This is a genomic window from Arthrobacter sp. E1SS-5 (assembly GCF_057073715.1).
This window is the reverse complement of the sequence record NZ_CP172703.1, coordinates 4,296,201-4,319,580: the sequence shown is the minus strand read 5'-3', so window position 1 is coordinate 4,319,580 and position 23,380 is coordinate 4,296,201. Positions and strand designations below refer to the sequence as shown.

General features: G+C 65.9%; 26 protein-coding genes. 12 read left to right on the top strand and 14 right to left on the bottom strand.

Translation table 11 applies throughout. The features are described 5' to 3' along the window. Positions 1-118 precede the first annotated feature (118 nt). The gene (locus ACIGJD_RS20135; protein ID WP_483689551.1) at positions 119-1,093 is read left to right on the top strand and encodes an EamA family transporter; all 975 of its coding nucleotides are present in this window, start codon (positions 119-121) and stop codon (positions 1,091-1,093) included. Positions 1,094-1,205: 112 nt separating this feature from the next. Here the strand turns inward: ACIGJD_RS20135 and ACIGJD_RS20130 are convergent, their stop codons facing one another. After that, the gene (locus tag ACIGJD_RS20130; RefSeq protein ID WP_110545130.1) at positions 1,206-1,469 is read right to left on the bottom strand and encodes a WXG100 family type VII secretion target; all 264 of its coding nucleotides are present in this window, start codon (positions 1,467-1,469) and stop codon (positions 1,206-1,208) included. Between the two features lie 210 nt (positions 1,470-1,679). Here ACIGJD_RS20130 and ACIGJD_RS20125 point away from each other — a divergent pair, with 210 nt between their 5' ends. After that, on the top strand, positions 1,680-1,952 hold the full coding sequence (locus ACIGJD_RS20125) for a DUF2277 domain-containing protein (RefSeq protein ID WP_142132107.1): 273 nt from the start codon (positions 1,680-1,682) through the stop codon (positions 1,950-1,952). A 29-nt stretch (positions 1,953-1,981) separates the two neighbouring features. On the opposite strand, the gene ACIGJD_RS20120 is transcribed toward ACIGJD_RS20125, so the two are convergent. The 6 genes from ACIGJD_RS20120 to ACIGJD_RS20095 all read right to left on the bottom strand — a co-directional run bounded on the left by ACIGJD_RS20120 (position 1,982) and on the right by ACIGJD_RS20095 (position 7,546). Continuing rightward, positions 1,982-4,267, bottom strand: a complete 2,286-nt coding sequence (locus ACIGJD_RS20120) for a heavy metal translocating P-type ATPase (RefSeq protein ID WP_483687678.1) — start codon at positions 4,265-4,267, stop codon at positions 1,982-1,984. A 28-nt stretch (positions 4,268-4,295) separates the two neighbouring features. Next, positions 4,296-4,535: a heavy-metal-associated domain-containing protein gene (locus ACIGJD_RS20115; protein WP_142132111.1), complete on the bottom strand. Its 240-nt coding sequence runs from the start codon at positions 4,533-4,535 to the stop codon at positions 4,296-4,298. A gap of 55 nt (positions 4,536-4,590) precedes the next feature. Beyond that, positions 4,591-4,956: a metal-sensitive transcriptional regulator gene (locus ACIGJD_RS20110; protein ID WP_483687677.1), complete on the bottom strand. Its 366-nt coding sequence runs from the start codon at positions 4,954-4,956 to the stop codon at positions 4,591-4,593. Positions 4,957-5,252: 296 nt separating this feature from the next. Then, on the bottom strand, positions 5,253-5,765 hold the full coding sequence (locus tag ACIGJD_RS20105; RefSeq protein WP_483687676.1) for a universal stress protein: 513 nt from the start codon (positions 5,763-5,765) through the stop codon (positions 5,253-5,255). Positions 5,766-5,855: 90 nt separating this feature from the next. Continuing rightward, entirely contained in the window at positions 5,856-6,668 is an 813-nt protein-coding gene (locus ACIGJD_RS20100) for a class F sortase (RefSeq protein WP_483687675.1), read from the bottom strand. Positions 6,669-6,778: 110 nt separating this feature from the next. Then, positions 6,779-7,546 carry a hypothetical protein gene (locus ACIGJD_RS20095; protein ID WP_483687674.1) on the bottom strand — a complete coding sequence of 256 codons (768 nt, stop codon included), beginning with the start codon at positions 7,544-7,546 and terminating at the stop codon, positions 6,779-6,781. Between the two features lie 276 nt (positions 7,547-7,822). Here ACIGJD_RS20095 and ACIGJD_RS20090 point away from each other — a divergent pair, with 276 nt between their 5' ends. From ACIGJD_RS20090 to ACIGJD_RS20055, 8 genes are all read left to right on the top strand, one after another. After that, positions 7,823-8,023, top strand: a complete 201-nt coding sequence (locus tag ACIGJD_RS20090) for a hypothetical protein (RefSeq protein WP_483687673.1) — start codon at positions 7,823-7,825, stop codon at positions 8,021-8,023. 69 nt (positions 8,024-8,092) lie between these two features. Further along, a complete protein-coding gene (locus ACIGJD_RS20085) occupies positions 8,093-9,202 on the top strand; it encodes a WD40/YVTN/BNR-like repeat-containing protein (RefSeq protein ID WP_483687672.1) in 1,110 nt (369 codons plus the stop codon). Then, positions 9,195-9,482: a MoaD/ThiS family protein gene (locus ACIGJD_RS20080; RefSeq protein WP_483687671.1), complete on the top strand. Its 288-nt coding sequence runs from the start codon at positions 9,195-9,197 to the stop codon at positions 9,480-9,482. Before ACIGJD_RS20085 ends, ACIGJD_RS20080 begins: the two co-directional genes overlap by 8 nt. Positions 9,483-9,648: 166 nt before the next feature. After that, a complete protein-coding gene (locus ACIGJD_RS20075) occupies positions 9,649-10,431 on the top strand; it encodes an ABC transporter ATP-binding protein (protein WP_483687670.1) in 783 nt (260 codons plus the stop codon). Beyond that, the gene (locus tag ACIGJD_RS20070) at positions 10,418-11,128 is read left to right on the top strand and encodes an ABC transporter ATP-binding protein (protein ID WP_483687669.1); all 711 of its coding nucleotides are present in this window, start codon (positions 10,418-10,420) and stop codon (positions 11,126-11,128) included. The genes ACIGJD_RS20075 and ACIGJD_RS20070 overlap by 14 nt, the downstream gene beginning before the upstream one ends. Positions 11,129-11,134: 6 nt before the next feature. After that, positions 11,135-12,016, top strand: coding sequence for a branched-chain amino acid ABC transporter permease (locus tag ACIGJD_RS20065; protein WP_483687668.1), 882 nt, complete (start codon positions 11,135-11,137; stop codon positions 12,014-12,016). Continuing rightward, positions 12,016-13,104, top strand: coding sequence for a branched-chain amino acid ABC transporter permease (locus ACIGJD_RS20060; RefSeq protein WP_483687667.1), 1,089 nt, complete (start codon positions 12,016-12,018; stop codon positions 13,102-13,104). Before ACIGJD_RS20065 ends, ACIGJD_RS20060 begins: the two co-directional genes overlap by 1 nt. A 2-nt stretch (positions 13,105-13,106) precedes the next feature. Then, positions 13,107-14,357, top strand: a complete 1,251-nt coding sequence (locus tag ACIGJD_RS20055) for an ABC transporter substrate-binding protein (RefSeq protein WP_483687666.1) — start codon at positions 13,107-13,109, stop codon at positions 14,355-14,357. Positions 14,358-14,367: 10 nt separating this feature from the next. Here the strand turns inward: ACIGJD_RS20055 and ACIGJD_RS20050 are convergent, their stop codons facing one another. The 7 genes from ACIGJD_RS20050 to ACIGJD_RS20020 form a co-directional block, all read right to left on the bottom strand. Further along, a complete protein-coding gene (locus ACIGJD_RS20050) occupies positions 14,368-14,988 on the bottom strand; it encodes a helix-turn-helix transcriptional regulator (RefSeq protein WP_483687665.1) in 621 nt (206 codons plus the stop codon). Positions 14,989-15,058: 70 nt separating this feature from the next. Then, positions 15,059-16,471 (bottom strand): vanillate/3-O-methylgallate O-demethylase, encoded by a 1,413-nt coding sequence (gene ligM, locus ACIGJD_RS20045; RefSeq protein WP_483687664.1) that lies wholly within the window; start codon positions 16,469-16,471, stop codon positions 15,059-15,061. Positions 16,472-16,509: 38 nt separating this feature from the next. Further along, positions 16,510-17,382: a formyltetrahydrofolate deformylase gene (purU, locus tag ACIGJD_RS20040; RefSeq protein ID WP_483687663.1), complete on the bottom strand. Its 873-nt coding sequence runs from the start codon at positions 17,380-17,382 to the stop codon at positions 16,510-16,512. Positions 17,383-17,394: 12 nt separating this feature from the next. Next, positions 17,395-18,291, bottom strand: coding sequence for a methylenetetrahydrofolate reductase (locus ACIGJD_RS20035; protein ID WP_483687662.1), 897 nt, complete (start codon positions 18,289-18,291; stop codon positions 17,395-17,397). 112 nt (positions 18,292-18,403) lie between these two features. After that, positions 18,404-19,243, bottom strand: a complete 840-nt coding sequence (locus ACIGJD_RS20030) for an aldehyde dehydrogenase family protein (RefSeq protein WP_483687661.1) — start codon at positions 19,241-19,243, stop codon at positions 18,404-18,406. Between the two features lie 65 nt (positions 19,244-19,308). Beyond that, positions 19,309-19,893: an aldehyde dehydrogenase family protein gene (locus ACIGJD_RS20025; RefSeq protein WP_483687660.1), complete on the bottom strand. Its 585-nt coding sequence runs from the start codon at positions 19,891-19,893 to the stop codon at positions 19,309-19,311. Between the two features lie 46 nt (positions 19,894-19,939). After that, on the bottom strand, positions 19,940-20,905 hold the full coding sequence (locus ACIGJD_RS20020; protein WP_483687659.1) for a VOC family protein: 966 nt from the start codon (positions 20,903-20,905) through the stop codon (positions 19,940-19,942). Positions 20,906-21,156: 251 nt separating this feature from the next. Here ACIGJD_RS20020 and ligM (ACIGJD_RS20015) point away from each other — a divergent pair, with 251 nt between their 5' ends. Both ligM (ACIGJD_RS20015) and ACIGJD_RS20010 read left to right on the top strand, forming a co-directional pair. After that, complete coding sequence (gene ligM, locus ACIGJD_RS20015) at positions 21,157-22,569, top strand: vanillate/3-O-methylgallate O-demethylase (RefSeq protein WP_483687658.1); 1,413 nt, start codon at positions 21,157-21,159, stop codon at positions 22,567-22,569. Beyond that, entirely contained in the window at positions 22,559-23,377 is an 819-nt protein-coding gene (locus tag ACIGJD_RS20010; protein ID WP_483687657.1) for an NAD(P)-binding domain-containing protein, read from the top strand. The genes ligM (ACIGJD_RS20015) and ACIGJD_RS20010 overlap by 11 nt, the downstream gene beginning before the upstream one ends. Positions 23,378-23,380 lie beyond the last annotated feature (3 nt).

Sequence of the window (23,380 nt, the reverse complement as noted above, 5' to 3'; positions counted from 1 at the left end):
AGCGCCGAAGCGTAATGTCATGAGCATTACCCCACTTTACTCCTGACAGGAGGCGACGGTGCCTGCCGCCAACAACCACAACCCCACGCCGGAACCGCCCGCCACGCGGACCGGCTTCATGGCGTCCGGGCTCGGCATCGCGTTGTTCTCCTCGGCCGTCTTCGGCCTGTCCGGATCGTTCGCCAAGTCGTTGCTGGAAACCGGATGGTCCCCTGGTGCGGCGGTCACCGCCCGCCTTACCGGTGCAGCCCTGATCCTCGCCCTGCCCGCGGTGTCTGCACTGAAGGGCCGTTGGCACCAGTTGCGGGACAACTGGCTCACCATCGTGCTGTTCGGGCTTATCGGCGTGGCTGCCTGCCAGTTGTTCTACTTCAATGCGGTGGCACGCCTGTCCGTCGGCGTCGCGCTCCTGCTGGAGTACCTGGCGCCGGTCATCATCGTTCTCTGGCTCTGGGCCGCCAGCCGCCGCCGTCCGCGGGTGCTCACCGCCGGCGGGACGCTGCTGTCCCTGGCCGGACTGGTGCTGGTCCTGGACCTTACCGGCGCCGTGAAGGTTGACCTGGTCGGCGTCCTCTGGGGTATGGCTGCCGCAGTATGCCTGGCCATCTACTTCTTCATCACGGCCAGGGAAAACGACACCCTGCCGCCCATCGTGCTGGCGTCCGGGGGACTCATGGTGGGTGCCGCGGTGATGTGGCTTGCCGCCGCCACCGGCCTGCTGCCCATGGCCTTCAACACCGCGGACACCAAACTGGGACCCTGGACCACGCCGTGGTGGGTGTCGCTTGCGGGGCTGGTGGTGCTGGCTACCGTGCTGGCCTACACCTCGGGCATCATGGCGGCCAGGGCACTCGGCTCCAAGGTGGCATCCTTCGTGTCCCTCACCGAGGTCCTTTTTGCCGTCCTGTGGGCGTGGCTGCTGCTCGGTGAACTTCCCGGACCTGTCCAGCTCCTGGGCGGCGTCCTGATCGTGGGCGGGGTCATCCTGGTCCGGCTCGACGAGCTGCGCGCCGTGGCCTCCGACGCCGCCAAGGGCGCCCAGGTGCCGGCCTCACCGCTGGAACACGCGAACGACGTCGAACCCGTTCCCTAGGTGCCCCGGCCGGGCAGGCAGTGCCCCACCTGAGCCACACCAACAAACGCCAAACAAAAACGGGCAGGGACACCGCATGGTGTCCCTGCCCTGCCAGCGAGTGGCGATAAGCCTAGTGAGAGGCCTGGCTCTGCTCTTCGGCGTTGCGCTTGGCCTGCGAGCCGGCTTCCTTCAGTGCCTCGGCAACCTTGGTGAGCATGGCGGTGTGGGTACCGGACCACTCGTTACGGAACTTGGTTGCGTCCGGGCCCTCCCAATTGGTGCTGCTCAGAACCTTGGTGAGAGTGGACTTCTGCGTCTCGATCTCGGACGCCCCTGCCTGAAGCTTGCTGCCGAGCTGGCGAAGCTGCTCAACGTCTGCACCCCAAATAGCCATCAGTTTCTCCTTGTTAGGTCGTGGATCCGAACCAGATCGGCATCCCCAGCGGCCCCCCGGCTCATCCGGAAGATCCATTGCCTAAAACCTATCCCGGCCCCCAAACAGTGTCGATGGGCAGCCCTGCCCATGCCGGGCTCCCCATGGACGCCGGGCGGAGACCATGAAAAGGGGTCGATCCCAGGCGTTGCAAGAGCCTAGCATGGCGGTATGTGCCGGAATATCCGAACCCTCCACAACTTCGAGCCGCACGCCACGTCCGAGGAAGTGCACGCGGCGGCGCTGCAGTATGTGCGCAAGATCAGCGGGAGCACTAAACCGTCAAAGGCCAACCAGGAAGCTTTCGACGAGGCCGTGCACCAGATCGCGCACATCACGCAGCACCTGCTTGATTCGCTGGTGACGCAGGCGCCGCCCAAGGACCGGGAGGCCGAGGCCGCAAAGGCCAAAGCCCGCGCCGCAGTGCGGTACGGCGCGGCCTGACCTGTCCTGAATCGGGGGTGGCTACTTGGCTACTTGCCGAAGCTGCGCAGGCGCAGCGAGTTGGCCACCACCAGGACCGAACTCGCGGCCATGGCGGCACCGGCAATCATCGGGTTGAGCAGCCCCAGCGCAGCCACCGGGATCCCCACCGCGTTGTAGAAGAACGCCCAGAACAGGTTGGTCTTGATGGTGCCCAGGGTCTTCCGTGACAGTTCGATGGCCTGAGCCACCTGGGCGAGGTCATTGCCCATCACGGTCAGGTCCGCGGCTTCGATGGCCACGTCCGTTCCGGATCCCATGGCAATCCCAAGATCGGCCTGAGCCAGCGCCGCGGCGTCGTTCACGCCGTCGCCGGCCATGGCCACCGTGGCACCCCCGGCCTGGAGCTTCCGCACTGCCTCGACCTTCCCTTCGGGCAGGACGCCGGCGTAGACATCGCCAGGAGCAATGCCGACGGCGGCAGCCACGCGGGCGGCGACCGCGCCATTGTCCCCGGTCAGCAGGATGGGCCGCAGGCCCAGCGCCTTCAGCCGGGTGACGGCGGCGGCGGAGCCCTCCTTGACGGTGTCCCGCAGGCTGATGATCCCGGCCTGCGTGCCGTCCACCGCCACGCAGATGGCCGTGGCGCCCCCATCTTCAGCGGCCGCCAACTGCGCCCGCTGGCCGGCTTCCAGGACAACACCGTTCTGCTCCAGCCAGCCGCTGCGCCCGGCCATCACCTGCCTGCCCTCAACGCTTCCGGATACTCCGCCGCCCGGGGCGGAACTGAAGCCCTGCACCGACGGCAAGGTGCCGCCGTCGTTCGCTGTATGCGCGGAACCTTCCGCGGATGCTGCTGCCGCCGCGATGGCGCGGGCCACCGGGTGCTCGGATGCAGCCTCCACAGCGCCGGCGAGCCGGAGGACGTCCTGTTCCGCGAAGCCGGGGAACGCTGTGGTGGCGTCGACAGCCAGGATTCCGGTGGTCACCGTCCCCGTCTTGTCCAGCAGGATGGTGTCCACCGTACGGGTGTCCTCCAAAACCTGCGGGCCCTTGATCAGGATGCCCAGCTGCGCACCCCGGCCGGTGCCGGTGAGCAGGCCCACGGGGGTTGCGAGGCCCAGGGCGCACGGGCAGGCAATCACAAGGACGGCGACGGCGGCCGTGAACGCCTGGCGCAGATGGCCGCCATCAGCGTCAGGTCCGGCCGCCAGAAGCCAGAGCACGAAGGTCAGGACGGCGATGCCCAGGACCACCGGTACGAAAACGGCGCTGATGCGGTCCGCGAGCCGTGCGATCGGTGCCTTGCCGGTCTGGGCCTGCGACACCAGCCGGGCCATCTGGGCAAGCGTGGTCTCGGGGCCAACCCGGGTTGCCCGCACCAGCAGGCGGCCGGACGTATTGATGGTGGCCCCCGTGACGCGGCTGTCCGGCCCCACCTCGACGGGGACGGACTCACCCGTAACCAGCGAAGCGTCAACGGCGGATGCACCGTCCACCACCACGCCGTCGGTGGCGATCTTCTCGCCCGGGCGGACCACCAGGACGTCGCCCACCTGCAGCCGGTCCGCCGGGATCTTCTGTTCGCTGCCGTTGCGCAGGACCGTGGCGTCCTTGGCCCCCAGGTTCAACAGGGCCTGGAGGGCATTGCCGGCCTTTTGCTTGGCGTTCGCCTCCAGGTAACGGCCCAGGAGCAGGAAGGTGGTGACCACGGAGGCCACCTCGAAGTACAGGCCGCCGGACATGCCCTCCATCCCCGGGTGCTCCGTCATCCGCGGGTCCGCCAGCAGCTGCCAGGCCGAGAACAGGTAGGCCGCAGCCACACCCAGCGACACCAGCGTGTCCATGGTGGAGGCCAGGTGCCGGGCATTGATCGCCGCCGCCCGGTGGAACGGCCAGGCCGCCCACGTGACCACCGGCAATGCCAGCAGCGCGGCCACCCACCCCCAGTTGGGGAACTGGAACGCGGGGACCATGCTGATCAGGAACACCGGGACGGTCAGGACTGCCGCCAGGATGAGGCGGGGGCGGAGCCGTGAAGCCGGGATCGCAGCATCCTGGTCCGCGGGAGCCGCCTCAGGAGCCGCTGTGTCCTGCCGCCGAAGGGTGGCCCTGTAACCTGCGGCGTTGACCGTATTCACCAGCTGTTCGTCGGTAATGCCCTCCGGGACCGTGACGTAGGCCGACTCCAGGGGCAGGTTTACTGTTGCCGCAACGCCTTCAAGCTTGCCGAGCTTCTTTTCCACCCGGTTGACGCAGGAAGCGCAGGTCATTCCCTGGATGTCCAGTTCGACGATCCGGCTTCCCGGCGGGCGCAGCAGTTCTTGGTGGCTCATGTCAGCTTTCAGGTGGTTGGGAGGGTATTTAGGCTTCGTTGGCGACCACCAGGTAGCCTGCCTCGGCCACGGCTTCGCCGATGTCGGTGGGTGAGAGTTCCTTGTTTGCACTGATGGTCACGGTGGAGATGCCGCCCGCGTTCAGGTCCACCTTTACTTCCTCCACGCCTTCGAGAGCTTCGAGTTCCTCGCTGACGGCCGATACGCAGTGCCCGCAGGTCATGCCGGAGACGCTGATGGTTGTGGTGGTGGGGGAGGTGGTGCTCATGGCTTGCTCCTTTTGTAGGTTCCGGCGGTGGCCGCAGGTGGATTGTGGGGTGGTGTCAGCGAAGCAGCCGGCCGATTGCGTCGGCGGCTTCCTTGACCTTGGCATCGATGGCTTCAGCGCGGGCGTCCGGGTCCGGCTCGGAGGCTGCACCCACCACGCAGTGGCCGATGTGTTCCTCGACCAGTCCGAGGCTGACTGCGTGCAGGGCCTTGGTGACGGCGGCAACCTGGGTGAGGATGTCGATGCAGTACTTATCCTCGTCGACCATCCGGGCAATGCCCCTTACCTGGCCCTCGATCCGCTTGAGGCGGCGCAGGTACGCGTCCTTGTTGCCCGTGTACCCGTGCTGCGGTGCAACGTCCGCCTCGCCGGGAACCTGGTCAGCTGCCGCGGCCGCAACGGCTTCTTCGATAGCGCTCATGTAGTCAACGTATACCCCTCCAGGGTATAAACGCAAGTACCCCCGGGGGGTATCTACGGCCATCATGCTGCACAGACGGGTGGAGCTGCCGGGGCACAAAAAAGCTCCGGAGTGCGTTATTGGGGGATACGCACTCCGGAGCAGCTTTTGGGCAATTCCGTCTTCCACCCAAGTGGATCGTCCTTGCTTGAATTAGCTTACGGGCTGGTACAGGCACTGCGCCAGCATCCCGAATAACTACTTTCGCTTTACTTTAACCGGCCCTTCAAGGGCGCGGATTTCCGGCGGTTTAAAGCCTAGGGACGGTCTTCGTGGGCCGGCATCCGATAAGGGACCACCAGCACTGGCCGGCTCTGGTGGTGGCTGAGCCAGGCGCCAACCGAGCCGTTGAGGGCCTCCGAGAGCCGGTGCGAAAAGCCTCGTTCGGAGGTACCCACGATGATGATGGGGGCGTCGAGCTCGGCCGCCACCTGCCCCAGGGCGCGGGCGGGGTCCCCGGTGAGGGTGCGGAAGGACCAATCCAGGGAGGCGCCGTCGGATGCCAGTTTGTCTCCGACGGCCTGGACCTGCGCCTTCAGCTCCGTTGACAGGGCGAGCATGTCGTCATTGGCGTGTGGGTCGCGCGAAAGCCGGTGTGCGGAGCGGGCGGGATCCCATTCCACCAGGTAACTGGCTTCATCCACATAGGCGCAGACCAAAGGCATGGCCAGCCGCGCGGCAAGGGTGGCCGCCGTTTGCAGGACTTCCGGGTGTTGTTTCGGCATGATTCCCACCAGCAGCGCGGTGCCGTTGAAGTGTTCCCCTGTCATGCGGCCCATTGTCCGCCCGGCGAAGGGGTGTGAACAGGTACGTTCGGCCTGGAAGATTGCGCAGATCCTGGAGTGCCTGGCGTGGAGCGGCTAGGAAACTGCGGGGTACGCAGTGACCACAACGTTCTTGCCCCAAGGGTCCTCGGTGTAGCAGCTGATGAGGACCAGCCGGTTGGGCACCATGTCCCACACGGGGCTGTCCTTGAGGCCGGACTTTACGAACGTTGTGATGCTTTCCACCCGGTAGCCGATGGTTCCGGCAGCGGTTTCGACATCGAAGCGGTCCCCAACGGCTGCCGCCGAGCTGAGGTGGTTGAAGGGGGCATCCGCGCCTTCCCAGCTGTGGCCGATGACGTAGGTGGTGTTGTTCGAACCACTGCCCGGAATGCCGAACGGCGTCAGCCAGTACCCGTCCTTGGTGGCAGGGGGTTCAATAATCCGGCTGGACTGGGCTTCCCCGTCCAGGTCCAGGGGGTGGACGGCCACGTCGAATGCTGCGGATGGATACCTGATGCGGAGGGGCTGGGCGGCTGCCGGAAGGACCGGTCCTGCCGCAACTTTTGTCGGCTCCACGCCGGGGGTTTGGGCGGCTGCGGTTGGATCCGCTGCGGCTACTGCAGCAGGAACGCCCGTCCCGGCGATGGGAGCCCCGCCGACCGAAACAGGTGCCGTCGAAGCGCGGGAGGGGGACGCTGCGCCACCGGCAATGATCACAGCAGCCGCAGGACCATTCCCTACGGACAGCGGCGGTGCCGGGTGGAAAAGCGGAGCACCAAAGGTGAACGACAGGAAAGTGAGGACGCCGCAGAAGAGGATGGCGAGGTCGCCCCGGTTCGATGTCCGCCAGTCGCGCCGCCAAGTGTGGCGCCTGGGTGCCGCGTGCCGGCTCCGGTCCTGTCGCATGGCACTCCTCGGTGGTTAGCGGGATTGGCTGGATTGGAAGGAAGGCGTCCCGCCGGGCACTGGCGGGACGCCTTCCTTGTCAGGGGGCCACGCGTTGTGGCGGATTACGGTTACCCGGCGTTGTTCACCGGACGCGACCGGCGGCGGGCTGCCACGGCTGCGCCTGCCGCAGCAAGGGCTCCCACCCCTGCCAACCAGCCCTGTCCGCCGTCGGAAGCTCCCACCGCGGTCTGGGCGTTGTAGCCCTGGTTGGTGCCCACACTGACGGGTGCGGGTGCGGCCTTCGGTGCGGCGGCAACCTGCTTGGCAGGCGCGGGCTGTACCGGGACCTGGGCCACCGCAACCGGTGACTTCACCTCAGGCGCTTGCACGGCTGGGGGTTGTGCCGCGGGCGGTTCCACTGCGGGTGGGTCGACGACGGCGGGTGGCTGCACTACGGGCTGGTCAACGACGGTGGGCTTCTCGGTGGGCGGCGGCGTTACGGGAGGCTCGACGGTGGGCGGCGGCGTCACGGGAGGATCGACGACGACGGGCGGCTGCTCCGCAGGCGGTGTCGCCGGAGTTGTGGCAGGAGGATCCACCACAACGGGGGTGTCAATCACTTCGCCGGGCGGCAGCGTCGCGCCGCACTCGTTGACGTAACGAAGCTTTCCCTCCTTGGTCCAGTTCTTTCCCTCCGGCAGTTTGGTGGTTGGCGGAATGATGTCATCCGGGTGCTGGTCATGGCCGCCGGTCCCGTTGGCGTTGAATGACATCTGAGTGAGGGTCTCTCCGTCCCAGTGGCAGGCCACCACCTGGCCAGGGGCGGCTAGGGCAGGCGCTGTGAGGCTGACGAGGCCGAGCCCCACCACCCCCAGTGTGGCTAAGGTGCGTTTCATCTTTTTCCCCATCTGTTTGAGAAACGGACCATGGCCGGGGGCGGGCCGGCGGTTGCGCCGTATGCCCCAGCAGCACGGTCAGATTGCTTTGAGGTTTCAGGCTAGGAGCGCGGATGGAGGCAGTCGCCAGTAGCGGATACTCGTCTTTTCCCGCCCCTTGGCGGCCAAGTTACTTGCGGGTACCCGAAACGCTGCCGGGCCCACCTGGTTCGGTGCCGGTGCCTTGTCCGCCCCTCTGACTGTGCCTAACGTTTTAAGTGTCAGGGAGGGGGAATCGTGGAAATCTTCATGTGGTGGCTGGACCTGAATCTCGCCAGCAAGGAGTGGCTGCGGCAAAACCTGCGGGCGGACGAACTGCCGCTTCCGGTGCTTCAGGGCATCGCGGAAGCCGGCGGTCCGCATCCGGGCAACCCCGCAGCCGTGCTGACTGCGGCGGACTGGGACTTCATCGAGACGCAGTCGGAGTTCGTGGACTGACCCCCACCTGCCCGGGGAGGGGAGTTGCGGGGCTGGAAACCGTTGCGCTGCTACCCTTCCGGTGGTTGCATGGTCCGCATGGCAACGGCGGCAGAATCATTTGTCCTGGCAATCGGAACTAAAAAAGGCCTTTGGCTGGCCACGAGCAAGGACCGGCGGGACTGGTCCCTCTCCGGCCCGCATTTCCTCATGTCGGAGATTCCCAGCATCGGGATCGACACCCGGGACGGCCGCACCCGAATCCTGGTGGGCGTGCGCAGCCCGCACTGGGGTCCCACGGTTGCCCACTCTGACGACCTCGGCGCCACCTGGACAGAGCCGGAACAGGGTGCCATCAAGTTCCCGGAAGATACCGGTGCAGCAGTTGAGCGGGTGTGGCAGATTTATCCGGACGCCGAGTCCCGCCCGGGCGTGGTGTGGGCGGGCGCTGAACCCATCTCGCTCTGGAAGTCCACGGACGGCGGGGAGCACTTCGAGTTGAATCGAGGCCTGTGGGACCACCCGCACCGCAGCGAATGGGGAGCCGGCTACGGCGGGGCGGCAGCGCACTCCATCGTGGTGGACTCCTCGGGTGGGACCGTCCACGTCGCCATGAGCACCGGCGGCGTTTACCGCTCGGCCGACGGCGGCACCTCCTGGGAAGCGCGCAACAAGGGGATCTCGGCCTACTTCATGCCCGACCCCAACCCGGAATTCGGCCAGTGCGTGCACAAGATCGCCGCGGATGCCGCCGTCGAAGGCCGGCTCTACGCGCAGAACCACCACGGCGTCTATCGGACGGACGACAACGCGGACAGCTGGACCTCCATCGCCGAGGGGCTGCCCGCTGACTTCGGCTTCGTCATGCTGACCCATCCCCGCCGCGACGGCACCGCCTGGGTGGTCCCGCTGAAGGCTGACGGTGAACGTATCCCGCCGGACGGCAGGCTCGCCGTCCACCGCACCGACGACGCCGGGAACACCTGGAAGCGCCTCAGCAGCGGGCTCCCGGAGCACGAATACAACAGCGTGCTCCGGGACGCGGCGTCGGTGGACACCGCCGAACCGGCCGGGGTGTATTTCGGCACGCGGGGCGGAACTGTGTACGCGAGTGCGGACGAGGGCGAGACGTTTATGGAGATGGCCTCCCACCTCCCGGACGTCCTGTGCGTCCGGGCGGCAGTGGTGGCCAGTGCCTGAGATTACGTTGCTGCTTCCCAGCGTCCTGCAGCCCCTTGCCGGCGGGCGGCCCGTCCTGACAACGCCCGCCGACGGGCCGGTGACGGTGGCGGACCTGCTCGATGCGGTGGCCTCTGACTATGCGGTGCTGGGCCGCCGGCTGCGTGATGAGACGGGCGCGCTTCGAAGGTTCGTCAACGTCTATGTCGGCGGTGATGAGGTGCGGCGGCTGCGGGGACTGGACACCGAGGTAATGCCTGGCCAGGAGGTCCTGGTGATCCAGTCCGTCGCGGGCGGCTGACCAAACATCCCTGTGCGACCACGCGCTTTAGCTGGCGCGCTTCCCCGGGCACCGCAAGTTCAAGCCAAAATCGTTGACAATTTCGTGGGCGATCCGTAGCGTCGGTTTCGTGCAGTACTGATTGGCTGCATCCATTCCTAGCGATGATGCGACAGGAAGGTACAGGGTGGCCGCGAGCCTGAGCCTCAAGGACGTCAACCTGCACTTCGGCGGGGTCAAGGTGCTGCAGGACGTCAGTTTCGACGTCGAGCCCGGCGTGATCTTCGGCCTGGTGGGCCCGAACGGTGCCGGGAAGACGTCCCTGTTTAACTGCATCAGCGGCCACTACAAGCCAAGCTCCGGCTCGATTTCCATCGACGGGACCGAGGTCTCGGGCAGCGCTCCGTCCCGGCTGGCCCGCTTGGGCCTGGCCCGTACCTTTCAGCATCCAGCCCTGCAGTTGAACTCAACAGTCCTGCAGAACGTGCTCCTCGGCGCCCACACCCGGCTGCCCGGCGGTCCGGTGTCCTGGGCGCTCCGGTTGCCCCGCACCGTGCGGGCCGAGCGGGAAGTCCGCGCCGAAGCACTGGAACTCCTTGGCCGCGGAGGTTTGGGCTGGGCGGCGGAGCTGCCGGCCGATGAACTCTCGCACGGCCTGCACAAAGGCATCGAGTTGTGGCGGGCGCTCCTTTCGCGGCCCGCACTCCTCCTGCTCGACGAGCCTGCAGCCGGACTGTCCCACGGCGAAGTGGAACAGCTTATCGAAACGGTCAGGCGCCTGCGCTCGGAGCAGGACATCACCATCATCATCGTGGAACACCACATGGGACTGATCTCCGCGCTCACGGACCAGGTTGTGGTACTGGACCACGGGCGCAAGCTGATGGCGGGCACAGCGGCCGAGGCGCAGTCCGATCCCCGCGTGATTGAGGCTTACATCGGAAAGGATGCCGCCGATGACGCTGCTTGAACTCAAGGACGTCACCGCGTCCTACGGGCCGGTGCAGGTGCTGGACGGGGTCTCACTCAGCGTCCCGGAGGGCGGCTCGGTGGGGATTCTCGGTGCGAACGGTGCAGGCAAGACCACAACCCTGCGGGCCATCAGCGGCACGGTCAGGACCGGAGGGACCATTAGCTTCGACGGCCGTGACATCCGGGGCCTCCGGTCGGACCAGGTGGCGGCCCTGGGCATTGCCCATGTACCGGAAGGCCGCGGCACGCTGGGGCAGCTGAGCGTCCGGGAGAACCTGTTGGTGGGCGCCTATCTCCGCAGGGACCGGAAGGCTATCGAAACGGATATCGACTACTGCCTGGATCTGTTTCCGCAATTGCAGGACCGGGTGGGCTCCCGGGCAGCGGCCCTGTCCGGCGGTGAGCAGCAGATGCTGGCCGTGGGCAGGGCCTTCATGGCCAAGCCCAAGCTGCTGCTGCTGGACGAGGCATCGCTGGGCCTGGCGCCGGGTACGGCGAAGACGGTGTATCAGGCCATCCGCCGGCTGCGGCTCGAGTCCGGCATAGCCATGCTGGTGGTGGAGCAGAACGCAAACCTCGCGTTCTCACTGGTCGACACCGCGACCGTCCTGGAAACAGGCCGCAACGTCCTTACCGGCACGTCGGCCAAGCTCAAGGGCATGGACGAGATCCGCCGCGCCTACCTGGGAGGTTGAACGGGCATGGGAACTTTTATCCAACTCGTGGTCGACGGCCTTGCCACCGGTTCCATCTACGCGGCCCTGGCCCTGGCAATCGTGCTGGTCAACCAGGCCACTGGCCTGATCAACTTCGCGCAGGGCGGCCTGGCCGTGCTCTCCGCCTATATTGCCTACGTCTTCGTCCAACTCGGCCTGCCGCTCATCCTGGCCATCCTCATCACCGTGGTGCTTTCCTTCGTCCTCGGGGCGTTGGTGGAGCGTTTCCTGGTCCGCCGGTTCGAACGGGGCGACCCAGACACTGCAGTAGTGGTCACGATCGGACTGCTCACCCTCGTCACCGGCATCTCCGCGGTGTTGTGGGGCTACAACAACCTCGCCTTTCCGTCACTCTTCCCCCTGACCAGCGTGGAGATACTGGGCGCGGTGGTAAGCGTCAGGTCTCTTGCCACCGCGGTGACCATCGTCGTCATCATGGTGATCCTGCAACTGCTCTTCCTCCGTACCAAGCTGGGACTGGCCCTTCGCGCCGTCGCCGACAACCCGGCGTCGGCCGCTTTCTCCGGCCTTCCCGTTGGCCGGCTGCTCATGGTGGGCTGGGGGCTCGCGGCGACCCTCGGCGCCATCGCCGGAGTCCTGGTGGCACCCCAGCTGACCCTGACGCCGGGCATGCTGGACACTGCCTTGGTCTACGCGCTCGCCGCCGTTATCCTGGGCGGCCTGAACAGCCCCATCGGCTGTGTGGTGGCCGCGTCGGCGATCGGTGTACTGGAGAACCTGGTGGCCGTCTACATTCCCCTCATCGGCCACGACCTCAAGATCGCGGTGCCTTTCGCGCTGATCTTCGTTATCCTCATCGTCCGCCCACAGGGCCTGTTCGGCAGGAAGGTCGTGGTGAGGGTCTGATGAGCACTGCTGCCGCCTCCGTACGCCGACGGCGGGTCCGGCCTGCCCTTGCCGCCCTCGCCGCGGTTCTGCTGGTCGTCGCGCCACTGATCCTGCCGGCGTTCGCCAACCAGACGTTGGTTCGCATCGGGGTCTATGCCGTGGCGGTGCTGGGGCTGAACATCGTCATGGGATACACGGGCCAGGTCAACCTCGGGCAGATCTTCTTCGTGGGCCTGGGCGCCTACGTCACCGCGTACGGCGTCAACCATGGCTGGAACATCCTGCTGGTGTTCGTTGCGGCCTGCGCCATCGCCGGCGTGGTGGGGCTGCTGGTGGCGCTCGCCGCCGCACGCCTGGGCGGCCTGGCCATAGCGATGGTCACCATCGCCCTGCCGATCGTCGGCGTGCCCCTGGCCAAACGCCTCGCAGAGTTTACGGGCGGCTCCCAGGGAATCTCCGCGCGGTTCACCGATGCCCCGGACTGGTCCGGACTGGCCAACGACCAATGGCAGTTCTATATCGTGCTGGCAGTGACTGCAGGAGCATTCCTGTTGGCCCGGAGCCTCGTCCGTGGCAAGTACGGGCGGGCTTTCGCGGCGGTCCGGGAAAATGAGGCTGTTGCCGCCTCGATGGGCATTTCACCCTACCGGACCAAGGTCCTGGCCTTCACCATTGCTTCCATATTCGGCGGCGCAAGCGGCTTCCTGTACCTGGCAGCAGTGCAGTACACCTCTCCGGAAACCCTCAGTTTCGGGCACTCCATCAGCCTCCTGGCCGCCATGGTGATCGGCGGGGCCGGAAGCATCGCCGGTTCGCTCCTGGGCGGGGCCTACTACGTCTTCGTTCCGCAACTGACCAACGCCATCGATCCCAACCTCACCACCGTCAGCCAGGGTGCGATCCTCCTCACCGTGCTGTTCCTGCTGCCCGGCGGCCTGGTGAGCCTGCCCCGGGCGGTGCGCAGGCTCACCCGCCGTGCCGCCCCGCGCCGGTCCACCGCGCAAACTGCACCCGGGACTTCCCCGCAAACCGCTCCCGCCCATCGTCCGGTACCGGACGCTGCGCCGGAGGGACACGAACAAACAGAGAGGCAAGATGGACCATGAAGATGAGAAAGAAGCCACGCGCGGTACTTGGCGTCGTTGCCGTGGCGGCCGCCGTCGCGCTCTCCCTGTCCGGTTGCAGGGGCGACAGCGGCGGCCAGGGCGGAGGCTCCGCGTCCTCGCCGGGGATCACTGACTCGGCGATCACGCTTGGGATCACCACTCCGCTCAGCGGTGCAACCGCGGGGCCGGGCAAGTGCACCGTTGCCGGCGTCTCGGCCTACTTCGGTGCCGTGAACGCCGCCGGCGGGGTGAAGTTCGGCGACGGCAAGACGCGCACCGTGAACATCAAGTCCTATGACGACGCCTACGACCCCCAAAAGTCCCTGGCCAACTTCCAGCAGATGGTGTCCGACAACGTGTTTGCTGCCACCGCCGGCCTGGGGACGCCCACCAACCGGGCGTTCCGCGACGCCGCCATCAGCCAGAAGGTCCCGCAGGTACTGGTGATGACCGGCGACCCGCTGTTCAGCGACCGGAAGCAGAGCCCCTGGCAGTTGGGCTTCGTGCCCATCTACCAGAATGAGGGCGCGGCGTTCGGAAAGCTCCTGGCGAAGTCGGGTGCGCAGCACAAAGTGGCCATCCTGTCGCAGAACGACGACTACGGCAAGGGCTATGTTGCCGGCTTCAAGGACGCCATCAAGGACGCATCCAACATCACGGTGGTGGGGGAGCAGACCTACGAGGCTACTGACACCTCCGTGGACGCGCAGCTCACCCAGCTCGCCTCCTCCGGGGCGGACGTCTTCTTCAACGCCATGTCCATCACGCCGCTCACCATCGCGGCCCTCCAGAAGGCGCAGCAGATCGGCTGGAAGCCCAGCTGGTTCCTGCCGTCCAACACCTCCAGCCCAACCGCCATCCTGGAACCCGGCGGCGGCTCCGCCTACCCCGGTATCTACTCGGTGTCGTTTGCCAAGGCCCCGCAGAGTCCGGCATTCGCCAAGGACGCCGACGTGGTCAAATTCCTCGACGAGTTGAAGAAGTACGGGAATTACCCGGACATGCCGGCCTTCCCGCACTGCATGTGGAGCTACATGGTGGGCGCCACCCTTGAGAAGGCGTTCCAGAACATGAAGGAACCCACCCGGGACAGCTTCATGACGGCGCTTCGGGACATCAAGGACCTGAAGGCGCCACTGATGCTGGAGGGGACGTCGGTGAACACCACAGTCGATGGCCAGCCGGCGGTGTCCTCGGTGGTGGTGCAGAAGTACAACGGCAAGGGCTATGCAACGGCCGAGAACTTCGGCTGATCAGGGCTGATCAGGCCCGGGACGCGCTGGGCACCGGCTTGGCGCGTCCGGAGGATTCCAGGCTGTCGACAAGCTCGAGTCCCCGCTGGGCCCACGCGATCTCCGCGCGGGCCCGGTCCACCAGGCCTTCATAGGTAAACCGCTTGAAGGCGATGGTCCGTTCGCGGTCCGCCGGGTCGGTCACGGCCAGGCGGCGTACCAGCATAGGGTTGTCCACTTGGGCGATGCGCTGGAGTTCACCCTCCCATTGGGCGAGCTCGGCCTCCCACTGTTCCTGATGCCGGCGGAAAAACGCACGGGCCGTCTCCGGCGATGCCGCCTCAAGGTAGGCCGCGCGCAGGTGTGCGGGGTCGCGGACCCTGGCGTATTCCAGCGGGGTCTGCATCCAGTCCAGGAAGGCCTGCTGCCCGGCGTCCGTTACGTGGTAGACCCGCCGGGTGGCGCGCTGGCCCCGGGGCTGCTCCTCGCCCTCGATGAGGTGCTCTGCTTCCATCTTGCGCAGCTCAGGGTAGATCTGGGAGTCGGGGGCATGCCACACGTGCCCCACGGACATGGAGAACTGTTTCTGCAGTTCATAGCCTGACAGCGGGCCCACGCGCAGCAGCGCCAGCAGCGCGTACCGAAGGCTCATGCGGGTACTCCTCCAAGGGCTCAAGGAAAGTGCGGGGGCGGCTGCGCCCCCGCACTTCAGGGTCCCCAGCCTAGGCCGACTGGTAGTTCGTCCGCCACCCGCCGTGGTAGGTGGCACGCGCCACGGTGGAGTAGGGGACGGGGCTCACCACGGCCCGCACTTCAGTCTGCACATGGGGTTCGACGGCGGCCTTGGCAGTTCCACCGTTCGGCTCGCCCCAGACGACTTTTAGTTCCGTGCCTTCGGGGACGTTGGGATCGATGGTGGCGAGTGAGAGCGCGCGCCGTTCGTTGGCGCTGTAGCCGGTGAACATGGAGTACCCCACCACCGTTCCGTCGGCGTCCACCACCGAGTCGTAGTTGGCCGAGCCGTAGTTGGCCAGGGGCAGGTCGAAGAACTTGTAGCTGGGTCCGTCCACATTGAACAGCGACGCGAAGATGGAGGTGACATCTTTGGCATCCCAGGCCAGGGTGACCTTCCTGCGCTGCGTGGCTGGGTCGGTCCGCTCGAGTGCGTCCCGGCCGATGAAGTCGTGGTCGAACTTCACGAACGAACCGTAGCCCAGCTCCCACGGGGTCAGGTAGTAGTCCTCGATGTTGTCGGACACGAAGGATCCCGCAAGGGTTCCGGTGGCTTCGTACCCGTCGGCAGGCAGCCATTCGCGGTAGCCGCGCTCTGCTTCGCCGGTGTAGATGGCGGGCAGCGGCGACGGGATCCAGCCGGACTCCAGGGTGTTGGACGGATATGCCCGGGAGCCAACGGGCACCAGCCCGAACTCGGCGCCGGCCTCGACGATCGCATCCCGGATACGGTCGTGGTCGGCGTACGGGCCCCAGACTTCAAGGCCCGGGGCGCCGGCCATGCCGTGCCGCAGGGTGCGGACGGTGGTCCCGGCGATGGCCATGGTGGACATGTTGAAGAACTTGAGCTGCTCCAGGGCGCCGCCGTTGAGCTTTTCGATGACCTGCCAGGCATTGGGTCCCTGGATTTGGAACCGGTAGTACTGGCGGGTCACGGGATGTCCGTACGGCCGTGACGGTGAGCGCCGGTCCACAGTGATGTCCAGGTCCCGGTAGCCGCCTGTCTCGCCGTGGTAGAGCAGCCAGTTTGCGGCGGGGGAGCGGCCGACGTACACGTATTCGTCCTCTGCCTCGTGGAAGAGGATTCCGTCGCCGATGACGTGGCCGGACTCGGTGGTGGGTACGTACTGCTTGGCCTTGTTCACCGGGAACACGGCCGTGGAGTTGATGGCGGTGGCGGTGATCAGCTTGATGGCGTCCGGGCCCTTCAGGAACAGGTTGTCCATGTGGTGGGACTGGTCGTAGAGGACGGCCGTCTGCCGCCAGGCGGTCTGTTCCTTGATCCAGTTCTGGAAGTCCGCCGGCACTACCGGGTAGATGTAGGAGCCGATCTGGGAGTTGCGGAGGAGATCCACGGCCCCTTTTGATGCGTCCAGGACTTCCTGCAGATTGTTCGGTGCCACGTTGAACCTCTTGTTCTGTATCGGATTGTTGGTGGGTATCAGAAGACGATGGTCTGGTTGCCGTGCCGGATGATGCGGTCTTCGGCATGCCACTGCACGGCGCGTGAGAGCACGGCGCGTTCCACGTAAGCGCCCCGCGCCTGCAGGTCCAGGGCTGTGTGCCCGTGGGTCACACGGGCCACATCCTGTTCGATGATGGGTCCCTCATCCAGGTCCTTGGTCACATAGTGCGAGGTGGCGCCAATCAGCTTGACGCCCCGCTCCTTGGCCTTGCGGTAGGGCGCGGCGCCCACGAACGCAGGAAGGAAGGAGTGGTGGATGTTGATCAACGGCACTTTCACTGCCTCCAGGAACCCGGGCGACAGGATCTGCATGTACCGGGCCAGCACCACGAAGTCCACGTTCCCTTCCAGCAGCCTGAGAATCTGGGCCTCGGCCCCGGACTTGTCCGGACCGGCGGAGGGGACATGGAAGAACGGGACGCCAAAGGAGCGAACGTCCTCGGCAGTGTTCGTGTGGTTGGAGATCACCATGGGAATGGTTACCGGCAGCTCGCCCCTCCGGTGCCGCCACAGCAGTTCCAACAGGCAGTGGTCGGAGGTGGATACCAGGATGGCCATGCGCTTGGGGATGGAGCGGTCGGTCAGCGTCCAGGACAGCCCCAGCGGCGTGAGGGTCCTGGCAAGGTCGGCCTCAATGTCCGGAATCGCCGCGGCCAGGTCCGGCCGGTTGAAGACCACGCGCTGGAAGAAGTCACCCGATGACGGATCGCTGGAGTACTGGTCCAGGGAGACGATGTTTCCCTGGTTCCGGGTCACCAGGGCGGCCACCGCAGCCACGATGCCGGGCTGGTCCGGCCCGTGGACAATCAGGCAGGACTGGTCCTTGCGGGACTCTGTATGCAGGACCATTGGTTGCCGTCCCTAGCGCTCTTCGGCCGTGAAGTGCCGGACCCAGTTGGCCGTCGCCAGCAGGCCGCCGAACGTGTAGAAGTGCAGGCCGAGCTGCGGGGGCAGGTGTTGGTCCTGCCCGGGTGCACGCTGTGCAAGCACCGCAGCCAGATCGTTGACGAACCGGTCAGGTCCCGCGTCTCCCATGAGGTTGGTCAGTGAGAAGCCGTATTTCTTGACGATCATCGCGTTGGCTCCAACTCCGAACCGGCGTGCAAAGCCGAGGAGCCGCTTGACCCCTGCCGGTCCGGGCGTTCCGACCCGGATGGGTGCCTTGATGCCCCTGGCCCGGACCTCCTCGATCCACCCGGCCACTGGGCCGGTGTCAAAGGCAAACTGCGTGATGATGAAAGCGTCCAGGTTCTCCGCGGCGAGGGCTGCGGTCTTGTCTTCCAGCGCCTGCCAAAGAGTTTCCTTGGGGATATCGGGGTGGCCTTCCGGATACCCGCCGATTCCCACTTCCCGGACCCCGAACTGCTGCAGGAGACCGGTGTTGACCAGCGCAAGCGAGTCGCCGTACGGGCCCTCCGGTTCGGCGGGGTCGCCGCCGATCAGGAAAAGGTGTTCGGCGGCGCCCACGTCTGCCAGGCGCTGGAGGAACTTTTCGAGATCGCCCTTCGATGCCAGCCGGCGCGCCGAGATGTGCGGCACTGGGACGAAGCCCAAGTCCCGGGCGGCCTTGGCCGCCGCCACCCGCATCTCCAGGTCCTCGTTGCCGAGGAAGGTGACGTTGATACGGGTGCGGGGCGGAATTTGGTCTTTTGCCTCGATGAGGGCGGGAATGTCCTTGCCGGTCATTTCCAGCGAGAAATCTTTGATGAGTTCCAGTGATGCTGCCCGGTTGGGTGCGGGCATGGTTCGAGTCGCCATCAGGTCATCCTTTCGGCGGGTGCAGCGTTGCACCCGCCTCCGACATTACCTATGTCCATAGGTAATGTCGATAGTTATTTAGGGAAACCTTGGCCTTCCTTGCTGCCCGCGCCTAGCCTTCTGCCGCTTCAGGTTCAAGGCGGGCAATGGCGCGGGTGTCCTGGAAGGCCCGGACCCCCTCGATGCCCTGTTCCCGGCCCATGCCGGACTGCTTCATGCCGCCAAACGGGGCCCTTAGGTCCAGCCGCGTGGCGCCGTGGTCATTGACCCACACGTATCCGCACACCAGTTGTCCGCCCACTCTGTCAGCGGCGGCGGGATCCGCGGTCCACACTGAGCCGCACAGCCCGGCCCAAGTTCCGTTGGCCGCCTGCACTGCCTCTTCTTCAGAGTCGAAGGGAATCAGGGGAATGACGGGCCCGAACTGCTCCTGGGTGACCACGCGCAGTGAGGGGTCGGGATCTATGACCAGTGCGGGGCGCAGGAAGTTCCCGCCCTGCAGGTCCGGGTCCGTGGGAAGGGTCCCGAATTCCCTCACATCCGCGCCTGATTCCCTGGCTTCCTCGATGAGTTCGGCCACGAATGCCTTTTGTACGGGCGAGTGCAGCGGCCCCATGGTGGTCCCTTCGTCGAGACCGTAGCCGATGACCGCTTTTTCAAGCCGCTGCGCCAGCCCGGCCACCACCTCGTCCAAGCGCGAACGGTGGACGTAAACCCGTTTCGCGTTCATGCAGATCTGGCCGGTGGTGTCGAAGATGGCCGCGTAGAGCCGGTCCAGGTGCGTGTCGTCAAGCACTGCATCCGCGAGAATGACGGCGGCATCGTTTCCACCGAGTTCCAGCGTCACGCGGGTGAGTGACTTTGAGGCCATTTCCATGATGCGCTTGCCGCCGCCCACGCTTCCCGTGAAGCAGACCTTCGCGATATCCGGGCTGGTGATGAGGGCAGCCATGTCCGCATCCTTGCCGGTGACCACGTTCAGCACCCCTGGCGGCAGCTTCGCAGCAATCCTTTGGACTACCGGGTTGTTGCCAGCGGTGCCGTGGGTGGCGGCTTAACAATTGCGGTGTTCCCTGCCAGCAGCGCGTGCGGCAGTGAGGCCGCGAGGATGGCAATGGGCCAGTTGAACGGCACGATGACCGTCACCACGCCCAGGGGCTGGAAGGTGACCGACGTGGATACGGGGATACCGGGCGCGGGCGGGAGCACTTTGGCGGTGTCGACGTCGGGAGCCAGTTCCAGGGCCAGGTTCCACCTGATCTCGAACACCAGGGAGTCCACCCAGGCTTCCATGCGGATCTTGCCGTTTTCCTGCGAGAGGATGGCGGCATCCTCATCACGGAAGTCCGCGATGCCTTCCAGCGCCTGCCGCATCCGGTCCGCGCGCTCCTGCGCGCCCAGTGCGGCCCACCCGGGATAAGCGGCTTTTGCCGCCGCGATGGCGTCCCCGACGTCGGCCGGGCTGGCCGCGGCGGCATGGCCGACGATGACTCCGGGCTTGCCCGGATCGGCAATTTCCATGGTGGCGGCGGCCTGGCGTTCCGTGCCTCCAATGAAGAGGCCGGTGGTTACCGGAGCGGAGGTATCGACTGTGTTGGTCATGATTTTGCACCTCTCTGTGCAGTACTGCCGGGATCCCTTAATTTTGTCACTGGCGGATGTTTGGCGTTCCGTGCGTGTGGAAAGTCTCGATGGTTTTCATGCCCCAGGCCTGCCCCTTCCGGCGTTCCTCCTGGCTCCACTCCACCACCGGCGAATCCGGGTCCAGGAGCAGGCGTGCGCCGGCATTGGCCAGTTCGATGCGGTTGCCGCCGGGCTCCCAGACGTAAAGGAAGAATGTCTGGTTGATGGCGTGCTTGTGCGGCCCCGACTCAATGTGGATGCCGTTTTCAAGGAAGATGTCCGCGGCCTTCAGGATGTCCTCGCGGGTATCGGGGGCGAATGCCACGTGGTGGAGCCTGTTGCCGTGCTTCAGCCAGTCGTCGGAGTACACGATGTCGTAGGACTTGTTGTTGAAGTGGAACCACCAGGCGGCGTATCCGCCGTCATCGAGCCGGATACGCTCGCTCTCCCGTCCCCGCAGGACGTCGGCCACGAATTCCCCGTTTGCCACCACGTCCTTGGCGAGGAAATTGATGTGGTCCAGCCGACGCGCGTTGACTCCGCGGCCTGGAAAGGCCGAAGCCTGGTTCTTCAGTGCGGGCTTGTCGTCCGTTGCCACGTACCGTTCGGTCTCGTAGTAGATGCCCATGTCGTGCCCGTCCGGATCCCGGAAAGCGTAGGTGCGACCTGTTCCCACCGCGCCGTCCTCCCAGCCGATGCCCAGGCCTGCGGCTTCAATGGCGGCGGCCCGGCGCTCCAGCGCCTCCTGGCTGGTGGTCCGGAAGGTGGTTCGTCCAACGCCGGCGTCGGCTGAGGCGGTGAGTTTGAGGGTGTAGAGCTGGTATTCGTCCCAGGTGCGAAGGTAGGCGCACCTGGTGCCGCCACTGCCGGTCTCCGCCACCACCCGCATGGCGAGGAGATCGCGGAAGAACCAGAGGCTTTCCTCGAAGACGGGGGTCAGCAGTTCCACGTTCCCCAGATGGGCGACGTCGAACGAGGTATACCCGGTCATGGAACTGTCCTCTCTCTTGTTCCTGTCGAGCGGCGCGGGAGGGGGCCCGCCACTCAAGCCGAAGCAGGGAAGAACATCCTCGGCGGGCATGGTGCCTTGCGGCCCACGGTCAGTCCTTTCCGGCGGACCCTGCCAGAGAATCATGCTCTGGAACTTTGGTCAAGACATCCCATACAATTTTGTTAGCAATCACGCGCCAGCCTTTTCAGGGACGCGTTTCGGCAGTGCCCACTGAACCGAAGGAGAAAGCCATGACCCCGAAGTCCCTCCAGGAAGTGCTTGATGCGGCAGGCAACACCGTTGATCTCCTGCGCAATTCCCAACTCGGTACCTATATTTATCCGGTGGTACCGGCAGAGTTCACCAACTGGCGGCGCGAGCAGCGTGCCTGGCGTGAAACGGCGGTGCTTTACGATCAGTCCCACCACATGGTCAATTTCTTCATGACCGGGCCCGATGCCCTGAAGCTCCTCTCTGACACGGGCATCAACAGCTTCGCCAACTTCCCGGTCAACACCGCCAAGCAGTTTGTACCGACGGCGTCCAATGGCGGTGTGATCGGGGACGGCATCCTGTTCCACCTGGCGGAGCAGGAGTTCGTCTACGTGGGCCGGGCGCCGGCGGCAAACTGGCTCCAGTTCCATGCTGAGAACGGCGGGTACGACGTTGAATGCACATATGATGACCGGTCGCCGTCGCGCCCTTACGGCCAGGCGGTCACCCGGAAGTACTTCCGCTTCCAGATCCAGGGCCCCAGCGCATGGCAGATCATCGAAAAGCTCAATGGCGGAACCCTTGAACAAGTGAGGTTCTTCCACATGGGCCACCTGAACATCGCAGGGGAGCAGGTGCGCACGCTGCGGCATGGCATGGCCGGGGCGCCCGGGCTGGAAATCTGGGGACCCTACGAACAGCACGGCAAAATCCGGGACGCCGTCCTCGAGGCGGGGGCCGAGTTCGGGATCGAACCGTGCGGCTCCCGGGCCTACTCCTCGAACACGCTGGAATCCGGTTGGATCCCGTCGCCGCTGCCGGCGATCTACAGCAGTGACGCCGAGCGGGCCTACCGTGAGTGGCTGCCGGCAACAAGCTATGAAGCGGTCAATGCGCTCGCCGGCTCGTTTGTCTCCAACAACATCGAGGACTACTACCTCACGCCCTGGGAGCTCGGCTACGGCTCGTTCGTGAAGTTCGACCACGACTTCATTGGCCGTGATGCCCTCCAGCAGATTGACCCGGCCCGGCAGCGGAAAAAGGTGACCCTTGCCTGGAACGATGAGGACCTCGCCCGGATCTGGGCATCGTTCCTGGACCGTGACACCCCGGGCTACCAATTCTTCGACATCCCCAACGCCAACTATGGGTCGTCCAACTACGATGCCGTGGTGGACGCCGACGGCACAGGCGTGGGCCTCTCACTCTTCACCGGCGTCACGGCCAACGAGCGGCGCGGCCTTTCGCTGGCAACGGTCGATCCAAACGTGGAGCTTGGAACGGAAGTCCGGGTTATCTGGGGGGAGCCCGACGGCGGATCCCGCAAGACAACCGTGGAGCCGCACGAACAGTTCAGCGTCCGCGCTGTGGTCAGTCCCGCACCTTACGCGGTCACTGCCCGGACCGAATACCACGGGGGCTGGCGAACCGCGGCCGCCGGTGCACGGTAGGGAAACGGAGCAGGGCGGCACCTGGATCGCCGTCCTGGGCCTCGGGGAAGCCGGAAGCATCTATGCGCAGGACCTTGCCGGCCGCGGATTGCGGGTCACCGCGACAGACCCCGCCGTCGAGGCTGTCCCCCCGGGCGTGGTCCGGGCCGGGTCCATCAGCGAAGCAGTGGCCGGCGCAGGCCTGGTGCTCAGCCTGGTGGGAGGACGTGCTGCAGAATCCGTTCTCCATGAGGCGCTGCCCGCCATGGAACCGGGCGCTGTCTTCGCGGACCTGAACACCTCAGGACCGGACCAAAAGCGACGGCTGGCAGAACAGGCGGCCCGCAGGAATGTCCTCTTCGCCGACGTCGCCATCCTGGCGCCTGTACCCCGCAACAGGATCAATTCGCCCCTGCTGATAAGCGGCACGGGGGCGGATGTGCTGGCATCCCTCTTCGGGGGGTGGGGCATCCCGGCCACCGCCGCAGGAAGTGAAGCGGGGGCGGCAGCGGGCCTGAAGCTGCTCCGCAGCGTGTTCATGAAGGGGCTGGCGGCAACCATTCTGGAGTCGGTCACAGCCGCCGAAGCAGCAGGCGCCAAGGACTGGATGATCGGGCAGATTGCGGGGGAGCTGGGCTCGTCCGGCCCGGCGCTTGTGGCCCGGATGCTTGAAGGTACTCGCGTGCACGCCGTACGGAGGGAAGCGGAGATGTCAGAGGCGCGGGCCTACCTTGAGTCGCTGGGAACCCCGCATCCGGTGACTGATGCCGCCATCTCATGGCTGCAGTCGCTGGCGCATCAGGGGTGGGTTGCGGACAGTCCTTCCTGACTA

Excerpts from the sequence above, each read along its gene's own strand:
- ACIGJD_RS20135 (WP_483689551.1), top strand. The coding sequence starts at position 119 with ATGGCGTCCGGGCTCGGCATCGCGTTGTTCTCCTCGGCCGTCTTCGGC.
- ACIGJD_RS20130 (WP_110545130.1), bottom strand. The coding sequence starts at position 1,469 with ATGGCTATTTGGGGTGCAGACGTTGAGCAGCTTCGCCAGCTCGGCAGC.
- ACIGJD_RS20125 (WP_142132107.1), top strand. The coding sequence starts at position 1,680 with ATGTGCCGGAATATCCGAACCCTCCACAACTTCGAGCCGCACGCCACG.
- ACIGJD_RS20120 (WP_483687678.1), bottom strand. The coding sequence starts at position 4,267 with ATGAGCCACCAAGAACTGCTGCGCCCGCCGGGAAGCCGGATCGTCGAA.
- ACIGJD_RS20115 (WP_142132111.1), bottom strand. The coding sequence starts at position 4,535 with ATGAGCACCACCTCCCCCACCACCACAACCATCAGCGTCTCCGGCATG.
- ACIGJD_RS20110 (WP_483687677.1), bottom strand. The coding sequence starts at position 4,956 with ATGAGCGCTATCGAAGAAGCCGTTGCGGCCGCGGCAGCTGACCAGGTT.
- ACIGJD_RS20105 (WP_483687676.1), bottom strand. The coding sequence starts at position 5,765 with ATGACAGGGGAACACTTCAACGGCACCGCGCTGCTGGTGGGAATCATG.
- ACIGJD_RS20100 (WP_483687675.1), bottom strand. The coding sequence starts at position 6,668 with ATGCGACAGGACCGGAGCCGGCACGCGGCACCCAGGCGCCACACTTGG.
- ACIGJD_RS20095 (WP_483687674.1), bottom strand. The coding sequence starts at position 7,546 with ATGAAACGCACCTTAGCCACACTGGGGGTGGTGGGGCTCGGCCTCGTC.
- ACIGJD_RS20085 (WP_483687672.1), top strand. The coding sequence starts at position 8,093 with ATGGTCCGCATGGCAACGGCGGCAGAATCATTTGTCCTGGCAATCGGA.
- ACIGJD_RS20070 (WP_483687669.1), top strand. The coding sequence starts at position 10,418 with ATGACGCTGCTTGAACTCAAGGACGTCACCGCGTCCTACGGGCCGGTG.
- ACIGJD_RS20065 (WP_483687668.1), top strand. The coding sequence starts at position 11,135 with ATGGGAACTTTTATCCAACTCGTGGTCGACGGCCTTGCCACCGGTTCC.
- ACIGJD_RS20060 (WP_483687667.1), top strand. The coding sequence starts at position 12,016 with ATGAGCACTGCTGCCGCCTCCGTACGCCGACGGCGGGTCCGGCCTGCC.
- ACIGJD_RS20055 (WP_483687666.1), top strand. The coding sequence starts at position 13,107 with ATGAGAAAGAAGCCACGCGCGGTACTTGGCGTCGTTGCCGTGGCGGCC.
- ACIGJD_RS20050 (WP_483687665.1), bottom strand. The coding sequence starts at position 14,988 with ATGAGCCTTCGGTACGCGCTGCTGGCGCTGCTGCGCGTGGGCCCGCTG.
- purU (WP_483687663.1), bottom strand. The coding sequence starts at position 17,382 with ATGGTCCTGCATACAGAGTCCCGCAAGGACCAGTCCTGCCTGATTGTC.
- ACIGJD_RS20035 (WP_483687662.1), bottom strand. The coding sequence starts at position 18,291 with ATGGCGACTCGAACCATGCCCGCACCCAACCGGGCAGCATCACTGGAA.
- ACIGJD_RS20030 (WP_483687661.1), bottom strand. The coding sequence starts at position 19,243 with ATGGCTGCCCTCATCACCAGCCCGGATATCGCGAAGGTCTGCTTCACG.
- ACIGJD_RS20025 (WP_483687660.1), bottom strand. The coding sequence starts at position 19,893 with ATGACCAACACAGTCGATACCTCCGCTCCGGTAACCACCGGCCTCTTC.
- ACIGJD_RS20020 (WP_483687659.1), bottom strand. The coding sequence starts at position 20,905 with ATGACCGGGTATACCTCGTTCGACGTCGCCCATCTGGGGAACGTGGAA.
- ligM (WP_483687658.1), top strand. The coding sequence starts at position 21,157 with ATGACCCCGAAGTCCCTCCAGGAAGTGCTTGATGCGGCAGGCAACACC.